Origin of the sequence: Labrenzia sp. 5N (assembly GCF_012395805.1) — a bacterium.
Taxonomy (GTDB): domain Bacteria; phylum Pseudomonadota; class Alphaproteobacteria; order Rhizobiales; family Stappiaceae; genus Roseibium; species Roseibium algicola.
In genome coordinates this window covers 865,070-882,785 of sequence record NZ_JAAZTM010000020.1, presented here as the reverse complement: position 1 = coordinate 882,785, position 17,716 = coordinate 865,070, and the positions used below count along the sequence as shown (strand labels likewise).

Genomic DNA, 17,716 nt, shown 5'->3' with positions numbered 1-17,716 from the left:
AAGTGGCTCCTTGATGGACCAATGCCGCGAAAAGCCGACTTCTTCTGGACTTGACCGGAGGCGGGGTTTAATTCCATGTCCGGAAGAAAGCCATTCCTACGCACCGGCACAACCGAGGAGCGCCATACATGACCCTTCGCCGTCAGGTCCAGTTCTGGCTGATTTCCCTCGTTGTTCTTTGCCTGTTTCTGTATGTCTTCTCCAGCGTGCTTCTCCCTTTCGTTGCCGGCATGGCGGTGGCCTATCTGCTGGATCCGGTTTGCGACAGGCTGGAAAAGCTGGGCATGGGGCGGATGTGGGCGACGCTGACAATCCTGTTCGCCTTCGTCCTCATCCTCGTGATGTTCTTCATCCTGCTTCTGCCACTGTTGGGCAATCAGCTTGCCCTTTTCCTGGAAAAGTTCCCGGAGCTGATCCGCAAGCTGCAGGCATTGCTGTCGGATAACTTTCCGGCCGATCTGGCGTCCGTTGCGGGCATCAATGCTGAAGACCTCCAGTCCTCCATGTCCAATCTCATCGGGCAGGGGGCTTCTTTCGTCGGCAAGCTGGCCCAGTCGCTCTGGAGCGGCGGTCAGGCGTTGCTGTCGATCCTGTCGCTCTTCGTCATTACGCCGGTCGTTGCATTCTATCTTTTGCTCGACTGGGACCGCATGGTCGCGCGTATCGACAGCTGGCTGCCGCGTGATCATCTGGCAGAAATCCGCGGCCTTGCAAAGGAAATGGATCAGGCTGTTGCCGGTTTCGTGCGCGGGCAGGTGTCGGTCTGTCTTATCCTGGGATCGTTTTACGCTGTTTCTCTGGCGCTGATCGGGCTGAACTTCGGTCTCCTGATCGGAATGGTGGCTGGACTCGTCAGTTTCATTCCCTTCGTCGGGGCCGGGTTGGGGCTTGTCCTGTCCATCGGTGTGGCGCTTGTCCAATTCTGGCCGGAATGGCCCTGGATTATCGCAGTTGCCGCGATCTTTGGCGTCGGTCAGTTTCTGGAGGGCAATATCCTGCAGCCCAAACTTGTTGGCGAAAGCACGGGCCTGCATCCTGTTACGCTTATGTTTGCCTTGTTTGCCTTTGGATATCTCTTTGGATTTGTGGGGATGCTGATTGCGGTTCCCGCCGCCGCGATGATCGGCGTGCTTGCACGCTTTGCCCTGAAGCAGTATCTCGCAAGCCCGGTCTATCGGGGAACCGATCATCCCGTATCGGGGCAAGAAGAACAGGTATCAGAGTAGAAAATGGTGGAAACACCGCGCCAGTTGCCTTTGGAATTGCCGCATGAAGCGGCCTTGAGCCGTGACGACTATCTGGTTGGAGGCTCCAACCGGGCTGCGTTCGATTTGCTGGAACGCTGGCCGGATTGGCCTTCTCCGGTCGTTGTCCTTGCAGGCCCCGTCGGCGCGGGAAAAACCCATCTGGTCCAGGCTTTTCAGGATGAGACCGGCGCTGCTGTTCTGGCTGCTTCCAAGCTCGATCCGCAGTCCGTGGAAACCCTCGTTGCCGCACCCGCTGCCGTGATCGAGGATGCGCACCTGGGCATCGACAACACGGCCCTGTTCCACCTTCTCAACGCAGCGCGCCAGGCGGGCAAGACGGTGCTCATCACCAGCCGCACCTGGCCTGCCAGCTGGAAAATTTCCCTTCCCGATCTGCAGTCCCGCCTGCGGGCGGCTACTCCTGTCGAAATTCTGGAGCCGGACGATGATCTCCTTCGCCGTGTTCTGGTGAAGTTGTTTGCCGACCGGCAGATTGCGGTCGATCAAGGTGTCGTCGACTATCTTGTGGTGCGAATGGAACGTTCGCTCGAGGTCGCCATGCGCGCCGTGGAGGCGATCGATCAGGAGGCTCTTGCCGGGCGGGTGAAGATCACGAAACCACTTGCCGGGCGGGTCTTGGAAAATGTGCATAAAGGCCAATAATCGCCGATGCTGCCACAGGACTGTCATTTGCCCGCTCAGAAGTTCATGTTAGTCACGGCGGCGTTGAGGCAGAATGGGCGTGCCCGGTTTTGCCGGATTGAAGCAGAAGCTGCGCGGAACAAGGGATGATGCCATGAACGAAGCCCCTGATCTTTCGGACATTCTGCCTGCCTCCACCGTTGCTTCCGATGCAAAGGGAACCGTGCCGGAACTGACACCGGAAGGTGAGCTGGCTACATCTCCGGCCAGGTTCATGAACCGGGAGCTGTCCTGGCTCCAGTTCAATCTCCGGGTTCTGGAAGAAGCCATGAACCCGAACCATCCGCTGCTTGAGCGCGTTCGGTTCCTGTCGATCTCCGCCAACAATCTCGACGAATTTTTCATGGTGCGCGTGGCCGGCCTGCGTGGCCAGCAACGGGCGGACGTTACCAATCTGTCTGACGACGGCCTGACGCCGACCGAGCAGCTTCAGAAGATCAGCGAAGCAGTGCGTGATCTCCAGGCGTCTCAGCAAAAGATCTGGGTGGAGCTGCGCCGCGAGATTGCCGACAAGGGTATCGAGATCCCGCAGGGCGACACGCTTGACCAGGCGGACAAGGCCTGGCTGCAAGACTATTTCCTTGCTTATGTCTTCCCGGTGCTGACGCCGCTTGCCATCGATCCGGCGCATCCGTTCCCGTTCATTCCGAACCTTGGCTTTTCCATCGTCTTTGAACTGGCGCCAACTTCCGGTGGGCGCGGCATGATTGCTCTGCTCAGAATTCCGAGCCAGGTTGACCGCTTCGTTCAGTTGCCAAACGGCGAAGATGGCGCTGCCCGGTTCATCGCAATCGAGAAAGTCGTCAGCCTCTTCATCGGGCGCTTGTTTCCAGGCTACGAGATCCGGGGCAAGGGGGCGTTCCGTGTCATTCGTGACAGCGATCTTGAAATCGAAGAAGAAGCCGAAGACCTCGTTCGTCTGTTCGAGAGCGCTTTGCGCCGCCGCCGCCGGGGCTCGGTGATCCGTCTGGAAATCCAGGAAACCACACCACCGGCGCTGCGTGAGTTCGTGGGCGAAGCGCTGCATGTCGGGCAAAGCGAGATCTTCCTTGCAAACGGGTTGCTTGCGCTCAACAACTTGTCCCAGATCGTAGACCTCGAGCGGCCAGACCTGAAGTTCCAGCCCTATACCGCCCGTTTTCCGGAGCGCATTCGCGAACACGGCGGCGACTGTCTGGCGGCGATCCACCAGAAGGACATCATCGTCCACCACCCGTATGAATCCTTCGACGTGGTGGTTCAGTATCTGCGGCAGGCCGCGCGTGATCCGGATGTGGTGGCGATCAAGCAGACGCTCTATCGTACCTCCAACGACAGCCCCATCGTGAAGGCTTTGGCTGAGGCGGCCGAAGCCGGCAAATCCGTTACCGCACTGGTGGAGCTCAAGGCAAGGTTCGACGAGGAAGCGAATATCAAGTGGGCGCGCGATCTGGAGCGGGCAGGGGTGCAGGTTGTCTTCGGCTTCATCGAGCTGAAAACGCACTCCAAGCTCTCCATGGTCATCAAGCGCGAGCACGGTCAGCTCAAGACCTATTGCCACATCGGGACAGGAAACTATCACCCGATCACGGCGCGGATATACGAGGATCTTTCCTTCTTCACTGATGATCCCGGCATTGCCGAGGATGCTGCCCGGGTGTTCAACTTCATCACCGGTTACGCTCAACCGGCGGAATTGAACAACCTCATGGTGTCTCCGGTCAACCTGCGTCAGCGCATGCTGGAAATGACCGAGAACGAGATCGAGCACGCCCGCGCAGGCCGTCCCGCGCAGATCTGGTGGAAGATGAATTCCCTCGTGGATCCGGCGATCATCGATGCCCTTTACCGCGCAAGCCAGGCAGGTGTTCAGATCGATCTGATCATTCGCGGCATTTGCTGCCTGCGTCCGGGGATTCCGGGTCTGTCCGACAACATTCGGGTGAAATCCATTGTCGGACGTTTCCTGGAGCATTCTCGCATCTACTGCTTTGGCAACGGCCAGGGGCTGCCGTCTCCCGAGGCACACGTTTATATCGGCTCAGCCGATCTGATGCCGCGTAACATCGACCGGCGGGTCGAGGTCCTGGCACCGCTCAAGACACCGACCGTGCACGAACAGGTTCTGGACCAGATCATGGTGGCCAACCTGAAGGACAACCAGCAAAGCTGGCGCATTCTGTCGGACGGCAGCCATGAGCGCATCGTTCCGAACGCCAATGAGGAACCCTTCAATGCACATCAGTATTTCATGACGAACCCCTCGCTTTCCGGCAGAGGCAAATCATTGAAGAGCGATCGGCCGAGGCCGTTCCTGGAACGGCAAAAACGAGGTTAGCATGACTGCTGAGTTTCATCCGGCACGTGGCCGGCTCAACGGGTCCGGACCTGTCGCAGTCGTGGACATCGGCTCCAACTCCGTGCGCCTCGTGATTTACGAGCGCAAGGCCCGCACGCCGACCATGCTGTTCAACGAAAAGCTGCTGGCAGGGCTTGGCAAGGGCATTGCGGCGACCGGCCGTCTGGCAGACGATTCCGTCAGCCTGGCTCTCGGTGAACTGACCCGATTCAAGACCCTGATCAAGCATACCGGCTGCCAGGACATCTACATCGTGGCGACGGCTGCGGCGCGCGATGCGGAAAACGGGCCTGATTTCGTGCGTGAGGTCGAACGGTTTCTGGAGGCACCGGTTCGCATCCTCGATGGCAATGAAGAGGCCTATTATTCCGCTCTTGGTGTGATTGCGGGATTCTGGCAGCCGCGCGGCATTGTCGGCGACATGGGTGGCGGCAGTCTGGAGCTGGTGGAAATTGCCGACAACAAGCCCGGCACGGGAGCGACGTTCCCCCTTGGCGGGCTGCGGCTTTCGGAAGAGGCCGAAGGCAAGATCGCCAAGGCACAGAAGATCACCGAAGCGGCTCTCAAGGATTTTCAGTGGCCTGACCTGGCTCCCGGTGAACGCACATTCTATGCCGTTGGCGGCACGTGGCGTTCGCTGGGCCGTCTGCATCTGATGCAGAACAATTACCCGCTGCACGTGATGCACAATTATGAAATCAGTGCGGAAGAGGCGATTGCCTTCTGCAAGCGTATCGCCATTCCGAACCTTGAAGGGGTGGAACTGGCGGAGATCGTTTCCAAACAGCGCCGTCCTCTGGTGCCGATCGGTGCAGTCGTGCTGGAACAGGTGCTGACGTCGATGAAGGCGGAGCGCCTGGTCTTTTCCGCAACCGGTGTTCGTGAAGGCCTGCTCCATGAAAAGCTGCCTTTGGAAATGCAGGCTCATGACCCGGTAATTGAAGCCGCGCGTGAACTGTGCACGCTGCGTGCGCGCTCACCTGCGCACGCGGAAGAGCTGATTGTCTGGACGGACAAGCTGTTCAAGGAACTTGGCATCGAGGAAACCGCCAACGAGACACGGCTTCGCCACGCGGCGTGTCTTCTCTCCGACATCGGCTGGCGCGCCCATCCCGACTATCGCGGCGAGCAGAGCCTCAATATCATTTCGAACGCATCTTTCGTCGGGCTGGATCATGCCAGTCGCGCTTATCTTGCAGCAGCCGTTTTCTATCGCCACCAGGGTCTGCGCGAGGGCGATCTTTCGCCGGTCATCCGGGAGCTGTTTACCGACCGTCTGCGCATCCGTGCCAAGGTTCTTGGCGCGACCATGCGGGTGGCGTCTCTTTTGAGTGCTTCCATTGCCGGCATGTTGCCGAAGGTCGGCATCACCAAATCGGAAACAGGGTTGTCACTGGATCTCGGCAAGGACCTTGCCGATCTCGACGGTGAACGTCTGCGCAAGCGTGCGAACCAGCTCAGCAAGGTCATCGATGTCGATGTTGCTGTAAACGCCGGCTAATTTCTGGGGTGCTGCGGAACTGAGACTGAGAAGGCAGGCGGCAGAGTTTACTCTGCCGCTTCCGATTCAACGTTCGCCTGCCGCGGCTGATCAATCGCGACGATCTGACGATCCTGGAAGGCGAGGGCGACTTCACCGCGCTTCAGCTTGAGCGCGGTTTCGCCGAAAAGCTCGCGCCGCCAGCCCTTCATGGCTGCCACATCGGCAGCATCATCCGCAGCGATCTTTTCAAGATCATCCACCGTGGCTATGACCTTGGCAGCAACGCCATGTGCTTCGCTGACAAGTTTCAGAAGAACCTTCAAGAGATCGACAGCGGCCGCTGAACCGTCCGGTGCCTGTCGACCTTTCGGCAGTTTCGGCATTTCGTTCTTGGGAAGCGAAACGGCCCGTCTGACGGCTTTCAGGATCTCGTCTGCGGACTTTGAACGCTCGAAGCCGCGCGGAATGGTCCTGAGGCGCGCGAGCGATTCTGCGTCCTGGGGCTGCTGAGCTGCGAGTTCGTAGATGGCATCGTCCTTGATGACGCGGCTGCGCGGAACGTCGCGTGATTGCGCTTCCCGTTCGCGCCAGGCTGCAACTTCCATCATCACGGCCAGTTCAACCGGCTTGCGCACTCGAAGCTTCAGCCGTTTCCAGGCCTGTTCGGGATCCGTACGGTAGGTGTTGATGGATGTCAGCACCTGCATTTCGTCCTGAACCCAGTGGCTGCGGTCCTGTTCGGCGAGATTCGCTTTCAGGAACTGATAGGCGTCGCGCAGATGCGTGACGTCCGCCAGCGCATAATCCAGTTGCTTTGCCGTCAGCGGCCTGCGGGCCCAGTCGGTGAAGCGGGACGACTTGTCGATCCGGGCACCGGTCACCTTGTAGACAAGCTGGTCGTAGGAAATGGAATCACCAAAGCCGCAAACCATGGCCGCGACTTGAGTGTCGAACAGCGGGGCTGGGATAAGTTCTCCCAGATGATAGATGATTTCAATGTCCTGGCGGGCAGCGTGAAAAACTTTTGTCACATTGCCGTCGCGCATAAGCTCGAAAAAGGGCTCAAGGTCCAGCCCTTCGGACAGGGCATCGACGATGAAGGCCATGTCAGGCCCTGCCATCTGGATGACGCAGAGCTTGGGCCAAAAGGTTGTCTCACGGAGAAACTCCGTGTCGACAGTCACGTAATCATGAGCGGCAAGACGCTGGCACGCAGCGGCGAGATCTTTTGTTTTTGTAATCACATGCATGGTGACGGACAGCTATACCCGAGTTCTGCCGCTTTGTCGCCACGAAATGGTAATTTTCGCGCTCGAAGCTCTTGAAAAGGCGCATTTTGTGCGCCTATGTTGAAGCTTAGGCGAGCGTCCGCAAAAGAACACACAGGGGAGTGGAAATGCGCAAGATACTGGTGGTGAATTCAAAGGGCGGTTGCGGCAAGACGACCCTCGCCACGAATCTTGCCGTTGCGCTCGCCGCCCGTGGCGAAGATGTTGCCCTTGCCGATGCGGACCGGCAGAAGTCGAGCCTTTCCTGGGTCAAGCGCCGCCCAAAGGACCTGGCGCAGATCGAAGGTCTCAACTGGAGCAAGGAGGACGCTATCGGTGACAAGGACAAGCATCTGGACGCTATTGTCATCGACGGACCCGGCGGGCTTCGATCGGAGCTGGCCAAGAACCTGATCGCAGAGTCGTCCGATATCATCGTTCCGGTGCTTGCGTCCGCCTTCGACTGGGACGCCACCTTGAAGTTTCTCGACGGCATTTCCGATATAAAGCGCGTGCGCAAGGGCAAGGCCGATATTCACGTGGTTGCAAACCGGATCGATCGTCGGTCAAACCAGGTTGCCGATCTCGAGCAGTTGCTCGCCAAGAAGGGCTATCCGCTGCTTGCCCGGATTTCTGATCGGGTGATATATGCCCGCCATGCCGCAGCCGGGTCTGGCGTTTTCGACTATTCCGATGCCAGTTCCCACGAGATCCGCGGCCAGTGGCATCCACTGTTGCAAGCAGTCGACGCCTGAGAGAAATTCCCGAACCGTTTCGCGTTCAAAAGGGGAGAGGCAAGCCTACCGCAAGCCTTTCCCTTGACTTTCGTCCCGCAACATGGATTGTGCAGCCGGACTCGGCCTGCCTCCAGCGGGCCGTAACGATTTTCTATGCCAAGAAAAATGTCGAGGAATTAGAATGCACCCCTACCGTAGTCACACATGCGGTGACCTCCGTCTGTCCGACGAAGGCCAGACTATCCGTCTTTCCGGCTGGGTCCACAGGGTCCGCGATCATGGCGGGGTGCTGTTCATCGATCTGCGCGATCATTACGGTGTCACACAATGCGTGGTCGACCCCGACTCTGCGGCCTTCAAACTGGCCGAATCCGTGCGCTCCGAATGGTGTATCCGCATCGACGGCAACGTGAAGAAGCGCACCGACGAAACCATCAACGCCGAACTTCCGACCGGTGACATTGAAGTCTTCATCCGCGAGATGGAAATCCTGGGTGCGGCGAAGGAACTGCCGCTGCCGGTCTTCGGTGATCTGGACTATCCGGAAGAAGTTCGTCTGAAGTACCGTTTCCTGGATCTGCGCCGCGAGAAGCTGCACCAGAACATGATCCTGCGCTCCAATGTGGTGCGCGATCTGCGTGACCGCATGTGGAACATCGGCTTCAACGAATTCCAGACGCCGATCATCACGGCCTCCTCCCCTGAGGGCGCGCGTGACTTCCTGGTTCCCTCTCGTCTGCACCCCGGCAAGTTCTACGCCCTGCCGCAGGCACCGCAGCAGTTCAAGCAGCTGCTGATGGTCTCCGGCTTCGACAAGTACTTCCAGATCGCGCCGTGTTTCCGCGATGAAGACCCGCGTGCCGATCGTTCACCGACCGACTTCTACCAGCTCGACATGGAAATGTCCTTCGTCACCCAGCAGGACGTGTTCGATACCATCGAGCCAGTGATTGCAGGCTGCTTCGAGCGTTTCGGCAACGGCCGTCCGGTCAACCGCAACTGGCCGCAGATTTCCTACAAGGATTCAGCGCTCTGGTACGGCACCGACAAGCCGGACCTCAGAAACCCGATCAAGATGGAAATCGTCTCCGAGCATTTTGCAGGATCCGGTTTTGCAATCTTTGCCAAGCTACTGGAGCAGCCGGGCACCGAGATCCGCGCTATCCCGGCACCGAAGGGCGGAAGCCGCAAGTTCTGCGACCGCATGAACAAGTTCGCCCAGGAGCAGGGCCTGCCGGGTATGGGCTACATCTTCTGGCGCAAGGCTGAAGACGGTTCCATGGAAGCTGCCGGTCCGCTGGCCAAGAACATTGGTCCGGAACGCACCGAAGCGATCCGCACCCAGCTGGGTCTCGACGTCGGTGATGCGGCCTTCTTCCTCGGCGGCAAGCCGAAGCAGTTCGAGCCGGTCGCAGGCAAGGCCCGTGTCATCATCGGCGAAGAGCTCGGCCATACCGACAAGGACCGGTTCGAATTTGCCTGGATCGTGGATTTCCCGATCTACGAGCGCGACGAGGAAACCGGCGAGATCGATTTCGAACACAACCCGTTCTCCATGCCTCAGGGCGGAATGGAAGCTTTGGAAGGCGATCCTCTGGAGGTTCGCGGTTATCAGTACGATCTGGCCTGCAACGGTCACGAGCTGGTTTCCGGCGCGATCCGGAACCACAAGCCGGAGATCATGTACAAGGCTTTCGAAATTGCCGGCTATCCGGCTGAGGAAGTCGACAAGCGCTTCGGCGGCATGGTCAATGCATTCCAGTATGGCGCTCCTCCGCACGGCGGCTGCGCGGCCGGCATCGACCGCATGGTCATGCTGATGGCTGATGAAGCCAACATCCGTGAAGTCATGCTCTTCCCGATGAACCAGAAGGCGGAAGACCTGATGATGGGCGCACCGAGCGAAGCGACATCGGCTCAGCTTCGCGATCTGCATTTGCGTCTGAACTTGCCGGACGCCTGATAACAACCTACTTGCGGGTAACCGTTAAATAGGGATAACCCTCTGCAACAGAGGCTTGAGGCCGGCCTAGCCGGCCTCAGTCATGCTAAGCTTAGCGAGTTTTTGGAAAGGCGGCTTACAGTGCTCAACCCTGCAAAATGGGAGATCTGGAACGATCCGGATGGCACGGTCCAAGTCATCAAGCGCCTGTTGAGCGAAAATCTCCGGGCCTACATACCACGCTACATGGTGGCCTTCGTTTTCATGGGCATGGTAGCGGCGACGACCGCCGCAAGTGCCTGGATCATGAAGGATGTCATCAACGAGGTGTTCATCAACCGCGACAAGGCGATGATCTATGTCATCGCCGGAGCGGTCATCTGCATCTTCACCCTCAAGGGCGCTTCGACCTACGGTCAGATGGTTGTTCTCTCAAGGGTAGGCAATGCGATTGTTGCCGACCTTCAGAACCGCTTGTTCAAGCGGCTGACCATGCAGGACCAGGCCTATTACGACCGGATGTCCCTGCCGGAACTGGGCATTCGCGTGAACACGGGTGCGGGCAGTGCCCGTTCGGTCATCGACATGATCGTGCTCAGCCTTGGCCGGGATATTCTGACCCTGATCGGTCTCGTCGGCGTGATGATTGTCCAGGATCCCCTGATGAGCCTGCTCGCACTGGTGATCATGCCGCCGATCGTCGTCGGTGTCAGTTTTCTGGTCAAGCGGGTGAAGACCTACGCCAAGCGGCAGGTGGTTTCGAACGCCGAGATCGGCTCGACCCTGCAGGAAACCGTGCTGGGTATTCGCATCGTCAAGGCTTTCCGAATGGAGCAGACGATGCAGCAGCGGATGGCGACATCCGTCTCTGAAGTCGAACGCCAGTCCAACAAGATTGCGGCGCTAACGGCGCGGACATCCCCGCTGATGGAATCCCTCGGCGGGTTCGCGATCGCACTGGTTATCTTCTACGGTGGATATTCGGTGGTGGAACTGGGCAAGGATCCCGGCGCGTTTTTCGCATTCATCACCGCCCTGTTGCTTGCGTATGATCCGGCGCGCCGTCTGGCCCGCCTGAATGTCAATCTCAGCAAGGCACTGGTCGGGGTTCGTCTGATGTACGAATTGATCGACGAGCAGCCGGACCTGGAGCAGGTCGAAAATGCACCGGACCTCAAGGTTGATAGCGGGCAGATCGAACTGAAGGACGTCAAGTTCTCCTATGGCGAAGGTGCTGCCCTGAACGGGCTGACCTTGACGGCTGAGGGCGGCAAGACAACGGCACTGGTTGGTGCATCCGGCGCCGGGAAATCAACGGTCTTTGCCTTGATCGAGCGTTTCTACGATCCGCAGCAAGGTACGATCTGCGTTGACGGCCAGCCGATCAAATCGGTGACGATGAGTTCCCTGCGCCGTAACATTGCCTACGTCAGTCAGGACTCCTACCTCTTCAACATCAGCATCCGCGACAACATCGCAATCGGCAGGCCCGATGCCACGCAGGAAGAGATCGAGGCGGCGGCAAAGGCGGCAAACGCCCATGACTTCATCCTCGAATTGCCCGAAGGCTACAACACATTGGCAGGCGACGGTGGCGGCCGGTTGTCCGGCGGTCAGCGTCAGCGGGTTGCCATCGCGCGCGCCATGCTGCTTGATGCGCCGATCCTGTTGCTGGACGAGGCGACCTCCGCTCTCGACGCGGAATCCGAGGCCAAGATCCAATCCGCGCTCGAAACACTGATGGAAGGCCGCACGACGCTTGTGATCGCCCACCGGCTCAGCACGGTTCGCCACGCGCACAAGATACTCGTTCTGGACAGGGGCCGCGTCCTTGAAAGCGGCACGCATGACGAATTGTTCGAGCACGACGGCATATATCGGCGCCTGTGCGAACTGCAGTTCCAGAGCCGGAACGAGGCAGCCGAGTAAACCTGCATTCTTGAACGCACAAACAAGAAAAGCCCGGACAAGGTCCGGGCTTTTTGCTGTTTGAAGGCAGAGTTACTGGTTGGCGGTGATGCCGACCGAAAGGATCTGCGGGATCATCTGGGGCGCGAACATCGCCGTTCCCATGATCTGGGACAGGGGAACCGGCGCACCGGGTGCCGCCGTCAGTTCCAGCGAGCCTGGGGTGTTCAGGAACTGGGTCACAGCCTGAGCGACCTTGCCTTCCAGTTCCTTGTTCTGCAGCATGCCAAGCATCATCGGCAGCGTGCCGGTGAGGCCAGCTACATAGGTCGGCGTGTCAACACCGGCCTTTTTCGATTCCTGATCCAGAACGCGTCCGGTCAAAGAGGCGTCATCCAGCCGGATCTTGGCATTTTCGATGGTCACGTTCTGCAGAAGCGCCATCGCTTCTTCCGGCTTCTCCGACTTTTCGTTGAGCTGGGTGACCACTTCCCGGGTAACCCCGCCCATGGAGAAGGAAAGCGACAGGCTGGCGGCTTCCTTGGCATCGATCTTGAGTTCCGGCACCACAAGCGTGGCTGCTTCCGGATCCCATTTGCCTGAACCGGCAACATCAACAGTCAGGGTTTCATAACCGAGATCCGTGAGGGACTTGGTTTCCTTCGATTCCAGTTCCTTCACATCAATCGTGGCGCCGGTCACGGCGAAACTGCCGGCCGTCGGAAGATCGCCGTCCATGGCATCGATCGAAGAGGAGATTTTTACGATGTCGGCAATCTGGTTGTCTTCATCGCGGATCTGGATGCTGTTGGCTTCAAACGTCTTGTAGCCGGGCCCGACCGGCGGCGTATCGGACGCAGCTTCTTCCGGCGTGGGCAAGAGAAGTTCCGTAACCTTGAGGTCTGCCAGCGACATGCCACCGTCCTCCGCCGTGAGCTGAAGGTTGCTCATGTCGAGACTTGCCAGTTTGAGCCGGCCGTCAGCCTGGATTTCACCGCCTGTCAGGACGGTGGAAGCGATGGTGACGCTCGCGCCTTCCTCGTCTTCCTTGCTGATGACGATGTCGCTGAGCGTGACGGCGCCACCTGCTTCGTCAACCGAACCATAGCTCTCGACGGTGCCTTTTTCAGCGTCCAGCAGCGACAGGAACGCGTCGGCAATCTCGTTCCCGGACGGATCGAAGGCAAGAGCCGGAGAGGCTTGTAGAGCGAGCAGACTGACAGCGGCTGTCAGACCGGCTGCGATCCGGGGCGAACGGGAAAACATCATTGAAAATCTCCACGAAATAGAGGTGGTCCCACTCTGGGGTAAGTTCCACAGTGTGGCAAGGCGAAAGCCGGTTGAAGCAATAGCCGGGCTTATTCGAACAAAATATGTCCTGCGTCACACTTTCCCCGGTTGAAACGCGAAGGCCTTGTCGCCAGTGCTTTACCGGGGTTGATTGTGTCAGGCAGCTGCCTTTTCCAGGAAGGTGCTGTTGGCGCGTTCGATGTCTTCCAGTGTCGGCAGGCTGGCTTCGTTGCCCAGGTGCTGGATCGCATGGGTCGAGGCACCACGTGCAAAGCGGAAGTGTTGATCCCAGCTTCTTTCCGGCCATTGCAGGTAGGATGCCACATAGGCGCCGTGAAACACATCGCCGGCCCCATTGGAATCGACCACTTTCGACAAGGGTACATTCAAGGCCGGCATAACCTTGTCCGGACCGCCGGCTTCGTACCAGACCATGCCTTCGTCGCCGAGCGTGACAGCGCCGACAGGACAGTTCTTGGTACGCAAATACGCCAGGGTCTCGCCGGTCGACATGCCAAGCTGCTGGCAGAACCGTTCGGAAACGACCGCAATGTCGATCTGGTTCAAAAGCTCGTCCGTGTTCTCGCGCACCGCACCTCCGTCGAGAGACGTCAGAATGCCGAGGTTCTTGCATGTGGTCGCATAGTGGAGGGCTGCATCCGGCATGTGGCCATCCAGATGCAATGCCTTCATGCCGGTAAGCGTGAGGGGAGGGAAAGGATGCAGGAACTCGTTGTCGCGGCAGCGCACGATGGCACGCTTGCCACCCTTCGGCATGATGAAGGAGAGCGAACTCTCGCGCACCTTGCGCCCGTGAATGGAAATGCCGTAGGCCGCGGCCATGTCCAGGAACATCCGCGCCAGCCAGTCATCCGCCTGCGAACATAACAGTTCCGGCTTGCCACCCAGTTTGGCGCAGCAGAACGCCGCTGTAACGGCATTGCCGCCGAAACTGATCGCGTAATCCCGGGCAATTGTCTTTTCGTCGCCCGTCGGCAGCTGGTCGGTCAAAAACGTAACGTCGATATAGGCTTGTCCAATAAACAATGCCTGCATGTAACCCTCCCGAAGTCCGGCTTTTTCTCGTCTGTCCTGCAGCTAACACGGCAATGAGGCAGGTCGCTTTGATCTGAATGAAACTGCTGAATCTTCAGTCCTTGTTTACCCAGATCAGCCATGGTCAGAAAGAGTTTATTCACGAACAGGCCTGCGACTTGTCTTTCCGCTATGTTGGTTTTGTAAAAACGGTGCTGATCGCCCTTGCGCTGGCGACTGCTCCGCTTTTTGCGATCAACGTCATCCTCAACCAATATGCGGAACGCCGCGCCGTCGTCGAAATGGAAGCCATGGGAAATGTGGCCATCCATCGCGCCGAAGAGGCAATTTCCACGACCGTCTCCCTGCTGCAGCGACTGGACCGTGACGACGTGCAAACCTGTAGCGCCGAAGACCGGGGTATCTACGAAAAACAGATCGTCGAGCACGGCATGATCGACGCCATCGGGCTGGCGGACGCGGCCGGTCAACGCATGTGCATCATTCCGGATCGAGATCTGGCCGGCAAGGTCGTTCTTCCTCCAATGCGCGAAGACGGTCCGCTGGTCGGTATCGGCATGCTGGACCGCAACTACCTCGGGGCTCGCGCAGCGGTAATCAGCTGGGATCTCAAGGACCAGACCCGTCTGTTCGCGGAAGTGACGCCCGCCGTCATTGCCATCGATCCCGGCCCGGAATATCTGCGCTCCTATCGCAGAGCCGAACTGCGCCTCGGCAACAATCTGCTTTGGTACAGTATCGGCGGCTATAACTCCGAGGCGACCGATCCTTCGCAAATCCTGTCTGTCGAGGTCTCCTCGCAGCTTTATCCGCTGGTCGCGACGATCACCGCACCGATTTCGGCCGCCGGCAATGTCGTGCAGGATCTGAAGGTTGTTGCGGCCGCCGCCTGTGCCGGCATTGCACTTCTGTTCGTTGCCATCGGCGTCTGGTTGTCCTGGCGTCCGGAGCGGGAGGCCGACGACGAATTCATCGCCGCGATCCGCAATGGCGAATTCATTCCCTATTATCAGCCTGTCATGGATATCGAGAGTGGCCGGTTGCGCGGCTGCGAGATCCTGATGCGCTGGCGCCGTCCAAACGGCATGATCGTTTCGCCGGGCCAGTTTATGGCTTATGCGGAAAACAACGGCCATATCTTCGATATGACCCGCCACATGATGCGCGTGTCGTCGGAGGAAATCGGCGACCTTTATGGCGACAACCCGGACTTGAAGCTGTCGATCAACCTATTCGCGGGTCACTTCCTGGATCGCGAAATCATTTCCGACATCCGTTCGATCTTCGAAAAGTCCCGGATTTCCTTCCAGCAGATCGTCGTGGAAGTGACCGAACGCCATCCGCTGGAAGATATGGAACTCGCCCGCAAGATCATCGCGGAACTGCAGGCCCTGGGTGTGCGTGTGGCGCTGGACGACGTTGGCACCGGCCACGGCGGCATGGCGTACCTGCAGAAGCTGGGCGTCGACATCATCAAGATCGACAAGATGTTCATCGATACCATCGGGTCGGACGACAACTCGACGACCATCGTCGATTCCATGGTCGAACTGGCCGACAATCTGGGCATGGGCATCATTGCCGAAGGTGTCGAGATGGAAGAGCAGATCGACCGGTTGCTTGAACTTGGCGTTACCGCTGCCCAGGGGTACTTCTTCGCAGCCCCCATGCCGGCCGATGAATTCATCGCCTTTGCAGAACGTACCGATGAAGAAGCCAATGAGCGTTCGCGGCTTGCAGCGGAAGCTGCCGCCGCAGAACAGGCGGCAAACGAAGCTGCAATGCGCAAGAACGCTGCAGCCTGATCCGGGCTCCCGGCTGGCTCCTGTTTTTTACCTGGATCGATCTCGAAAAAAATCAGGTTCTGTCTGTTGGCACAGGCTCTTGCCCATGCCAGTTTTTGGGGTGTCCGGCTGCCTGGACACGCTTCGAGTGAGTGCTGGATGAAAAAGCTGGCGAACTTATGCCAGTGTGCCCTCTTGTCTGTACCGGCTGGACGGTATAAATAGCGCGAAACTGTACTGACTGGACGGTATAGAAATGGCCGCGCGTTCGACACGCAACTCGCATGAATCAAAATCGGAAATACTGAAGGCTGCACTCGAAGTCGTGAGACGCTCGGGAGCGCAAAGCCTCACCATGGATGCCGTTGCCGAGGAAAGCGGCTTTTCGAAGGGTGGGGTGCTCTACAACTTTCCCACCAAGGACGCGCTGATTACAGGCATGGTGGAATTCCTTGCGGGCCAGTTCGAAGCCGAAGTGTCCGCTGCGCGGGAGCGGAACCTTTCTTCCGAATGCCCGACCTTGAGCGCCATGATCGAAGTCACCGAAGGCTGGCTGAGTGAGCAGCGGGATCTTGCGCAGGCCATGCTGGCCACGAAAGCAGACCGTCCCGACCTGAGTGAACCCTTCATGGGCGTGAAATCCCGTATGAAGGCGGCCATCGAAGCCGAACTTTCCGACCGCGGCAAAGCCTGGGCAATCTGGGCGTGCCTGGAAGGTCTGCATTTCTCCGAGGCGCATTGCGTCACGATTTTCACAGATGAAGAACGCGCGCTGGTTTTTCAGGAACTGCGCAAGCGTCTGACCCAACTCCAAGACTAGAACGGAAGACCAAATGCTGGCACTTCACAAAGCCCCAATCCGCCGTTGGGTCGCCCTCCTGTTTGCTGCGGGGATGCTCGCAGCCTGCCAGGAAGACGCAGTTGATCCGGTTTCCGAAGCAGAAGCAAAGCTTCACGCCGCGCCGAGACCTGCGAAAATCTTTACGGTGACAGACCAGATAGGTCTGCTGGAGCGGCGGTTCGCGGGCCGGGTTGCGGCGGTAAAGACCGTCGACCTGTCCTTTCAGGTGCCGGGCAAGCTTGTGGCGCTTCCGGTTCTGGAGAGCCAGCGCGTGAAAGAGGGCGACCTGATCGCCACGCTGGACACGACTGACTACGACCGTGCCGTCCGCGAGGCGACGATCAATGCCGAGCAGGCAAAGAGGGAACTCGACCGGTTGGAAACCCTGCGCGAACGCTCCGTGATCTCACAGTCCGCCTACGACGAGCAGAAGAACAAGCACGACCTTGCGCTTGAGACGTTGAAGGAAGCCAAGCAGAACCTCGAATACACCACGTTGAAAGCACCTTTCGACGGGATCGTCTCTGTACGACTGGTCGACAATTTCACCACGGTCAGTGTCGGCACACCGGTTGTGCGGCTTCACGATGTGTCGGAAGTGCAGGTGGACATCAACGTTGCCGAGGCGCTGTTCGGACGGGTTTCCGAGTCTGAAGTGGCCTCGATCGAGGCAAGGTTCCCGGCCTATGGCGACAAGCTGTTTCCGCTGACCTACCGCGAGCATTCCAGCCAGGTCGATGATGTGGCGCAAACCTATCGTATCACCCTTGCCATGCCTCGCGACGGCGCAGAGCAGCTGTCACCCGGCATGACGGCTTCTGTCACCGTGAAGTTTCTACCGGAAGGTCTGGAACTGGGAGAACAGTTCCTGGTGCCTTCAAGTGCAATTGCCGTCGACGGTGATGGCAGCGCCTACGTCTGGAAATTCGATACAGATACAGGCGCCGTGTCCAAGAACCCGGTCGAAATCGGCACGGTCATGGGCGACTTCATTCCGGTCCGCTCCGGCCTGGACAAAGGCGATGACATCGTTTCCGCCGGCGTCGCCTATCTCAGCGACGGCCAGGTCGTGCGGCGTTTGAACTGATCCGGTTCCGGACAGGCAAGAGGATCAGAAACC

13 protein-coding genes are annotated in these 17,716 nt (G+C 58.7%); 10 read left to right on the top strand and 3 right to left on the bottom strand.

The features are described from left to right. Window positions 1–128: 128 nt before the first annotated feature. From HEP89_RS24470 to HEP89_RS24455, 4 genes are all read left to right on the top strand, one after another. Window positions 129–1,226: an AI-2E family transporter gene (locus HEP89_RS24470; protein WP_023004020.1), complete on the top strand. Its 1,098-nt coding sequence runs from the start codon at window positions 129–131 to the stop codon at window positions 1,224–1,226. A gap of 3 nt (window positions 1,227–1,229) precedes the next feature. Beyond that, window positions 1,230–1,910 (top strand): DnaA/Hda family protein, encoded by a 681-nt coding sequence (locus tag HEP89_RS24465; RefSeq protein ID WP_168693256.1) that lies wholly within the window; start codon window positions 1,230–1,232, stop codon window positions 1,908–1,910. 133 nt (window positions 1,911–2,043) lie between these two features. Next, window positions 2,044–4,266, top strand: coding sequence for an RNA degradosome polyphosphate kinase (locus HEP89_RS24460; protein WP_031270745.1), 2,223 nt, complete (start codon window positions 2,044–2,046; stop codon window positions 4,264–4,266). 1 nt (window position 4,267) lies between these two features. Further along, window positions 4,268–5,788: a Ppx/GppA phosphatase family protein gene (locus HEP89_RS24455; RefSeq protein WP_077290081.1), complete on the top strand. Its 1,521-nt coding sequence runs from the start codon at window positions 4,268–4,270 to the stop codon at window positions 5,786–5,788. A 47-nt stretch (window positions 5,789–5,835) separates the two neighbouring features. Here the strand turns inward: HEP89_RS24455 and rnd are convergent, their stop codons facing one another. Then, window positions 5,836–7,020 (bottom strand): ribonuclease D, encoded by a 1,185-nt coding sequence (gene rnd, locus HEP89_RS24450; RefSeq protein WP_023004024.1) that lies wholly within the window; start codon window positions 7,018–7,020, stop codon window positions 5,836–5,838. Between the two features lie 146 nt (window positions 7,021–7,166). Here rnd and HEP89_RS24445 point away from each other — a divergent pair, with 146 nt between their 5' ends. The 3 genes from HEP89_RS24445 (at window position 7,167) to HEP89_RS24435 (ending at window position 11,646) form a co-directional block, all read left to right on the top strand. After that, the gene (locus HEP89_RS24445; protein ID WP_077293086.1) at window positions 7,167–7,793 is read left to right on the top strand and encodes a ParA family protein; all 627 of its coding nucleotides are present in this window, start codon (window positions 7,167–7,169) and stop codon (window positions 7,791–7,793) included. Between the two features lie 163 nt (window positions 7,794–7,956). Beyond that, window positions 7,957–9,738 carry an aspartate--tRNA ligase gene (aspS, locus tag HEP89_RS24440; protein WP_077290080.1) on the top strand — a complete coding sequence of 594 codons (1,782 nt, stop codon included), beginning with the start codon at window positions 7,957–7,959 and terminating at the stop codon, window positions 9,736–9,738. Between the two features lie 120 nt (window positions 9,739–9,858). After that, window positions 9,859–11,646, top strand: a complete 1,788-nt coding sequence (locus HEP89_RS24435; protein WP_168693255.1) for an ABC transporter ATP-binding protein — start codon at window positions 9,859–9,861, stop codon at window positions 11,644–11,646. A 72-nt stretch (window positions 11,647–11,718) separates the two neighbouring features. Here HEP89_RS24435 and HEP89_RS24430 read toward each other — a convergent pair whose 3' ends face one another. Then, entirely contained in the window at window positions 11,719–12,894 is a 1,176-nt protein-coding gene (locus HEP89_RS24430) for a hypothetical protein (protein ID WP_023004028.1), read from the bottom strand. Between the two features lie 177 nt (window positions 12,895–13,071). After that, window positions 13,072–13,971, bottom strand: coding sequence for a sugar kinase (locus HEP89_RS24425; RefSeq protein ID WP_023004029.1), 900 nt, complete (start codon window positions 13,969–13,971; stop codon window positions 13,072–13,074). A gap of 77 nt (window positions 13,972–14,048) precedes the next feature. On the opposite strand from HEP89_RS24425, the gene HEP89_RS24420 reads away from it, so the two are divergent. From HEP89_RS24420 to HEP89_RS24410, 3 genes are all read left to right on the top strand, one after another. Next, window positions 14,049–15,776, top strand: a complete 1,728-nt coding sequence (locus HEP89_RS24420; protein WP_023004030.1) for an EAL domain-containing protein — start codon at window positions 14,049–14,051, stop codon at window positions 15,774–15,776. 235 nt (window positions 15,777–16,011) lie between these two features. Beyond that, a complete protein-coding gene (locus HEP89_RS24415) occupies window positions 16,012–16,575 on the top strand; it encodes a TetR/AcrR family transcriptional regulator (protein WP_023004031.1) in 564 nt (187 codons plus the stop codon). A 13-nt stretch (window positions 16,576–16,588) separates the two neighbouring features. Beyond that, window positions 16,589–17,683: an efflux RND transporter periplasmic adaptor subunit gene (locus HEP89_RS24410; RefSeq protein WP_168693254.1), complete on the top strand. Its 1,095-nt coding sequence runs from the start codon at window positions 16,589–16,591 to the stop codon at window positions 17,681–17,683. The last annotated feature ends 33 nt before the right edge of the window (window positions 17,684–17,716 follow it).

What these genes read in the sequence shown, in the direction of transcription:
- rnd (WP_023004024.1), bottom strand. Translation starts at nt 7,020, where the DNA reads ATGCATGTGATTACAAAAACAAAAGATCTCGCCGCTGCGTGCCAGCGT.
- HEP89_RS24460 (WP_031270745.1), top strand. Translation starts at nt 2,044, where the DNA reads ATGAACGAAGCCCCTGATCTTTCGGACATTCTGCCTGCCTCCACCGTT.
- aspS (WP_077290080.1), top strand. Translation starts at nt 7,957, where the DNA reads ATGCACCCCTACCGTAGTCACACATGCGGTGACCTCCGTCTGTCCGAC.
- HEP89_RS24470 (WP_023004020.1), top strand. Translation starts at nt 129, where the DNA reads ATGACCCTTCGCCGTCAGGTCCAGTTCTGGCTGATTTCCCTCGTTGTT.
- HEP89_RS24425 (WP_023004029.1), bottom strand. Translation starts at nt 13,971, where the DNA reads ATGCAGGCATTGTTTATTGGACAAGCCTATATCGACGTTACGTTTTTG.
- HEP89_RS24465 (WP_168693256.1), top strand. Translation starts at nt 1,230, where the DNA reads ATGGTGGAAACACCGCGCCAGTTGCCTTTGGAATTGCCGCATGAAGCG.
- HEP89_RS24410 (WP_168693254.1), top strand. Translation starts at nt 16,589, where the DNA reads ATGCTGGCACTTCACAAAGCCCCAATCCGCCGTTGGGTCGCCCTCCTG.
- HEP89_RS24415 (WP_023004031.1), top strand. Translation starts at nt 16,012, where the DNA reads ATGGCCGCGCGTTCGACACGCAACTCGCATGAATCAAAATCGGAAATA.
- HEP89_RS24445 (WP_077293086.1), top strand. Translation starts at nt 7,167, where the DNA reads ATGCGCAAGATACTGGTGGTGAATTCAAAGGGCGGTTGCGGCAAGACG.
- HEP89_RS24455 (WP_077290081.1), top strand. Translation starts at nt 4,268, where the DNA reads ATGACTGCTGAGTTTCATCCGGCACGTGGCCGGCTCAACGGGTCCGGA.
- HEP89_RS24420 (WP_023004030.1), top strand. Translation starts at nt 14,049, where the DNA reads ATGAAACTGCTGAATCTTCAGTCCTTGTTTACCCAGATCAGCCATGGT.
- HEP89_RS24430 (WP_023004028.1), bottom strand. Translation starts at nt 12,894, where the DNA reads ATGATGTTTTCCCGTTCGCCCCGGATCGCAGCCGGTCTGACAGCCGCT.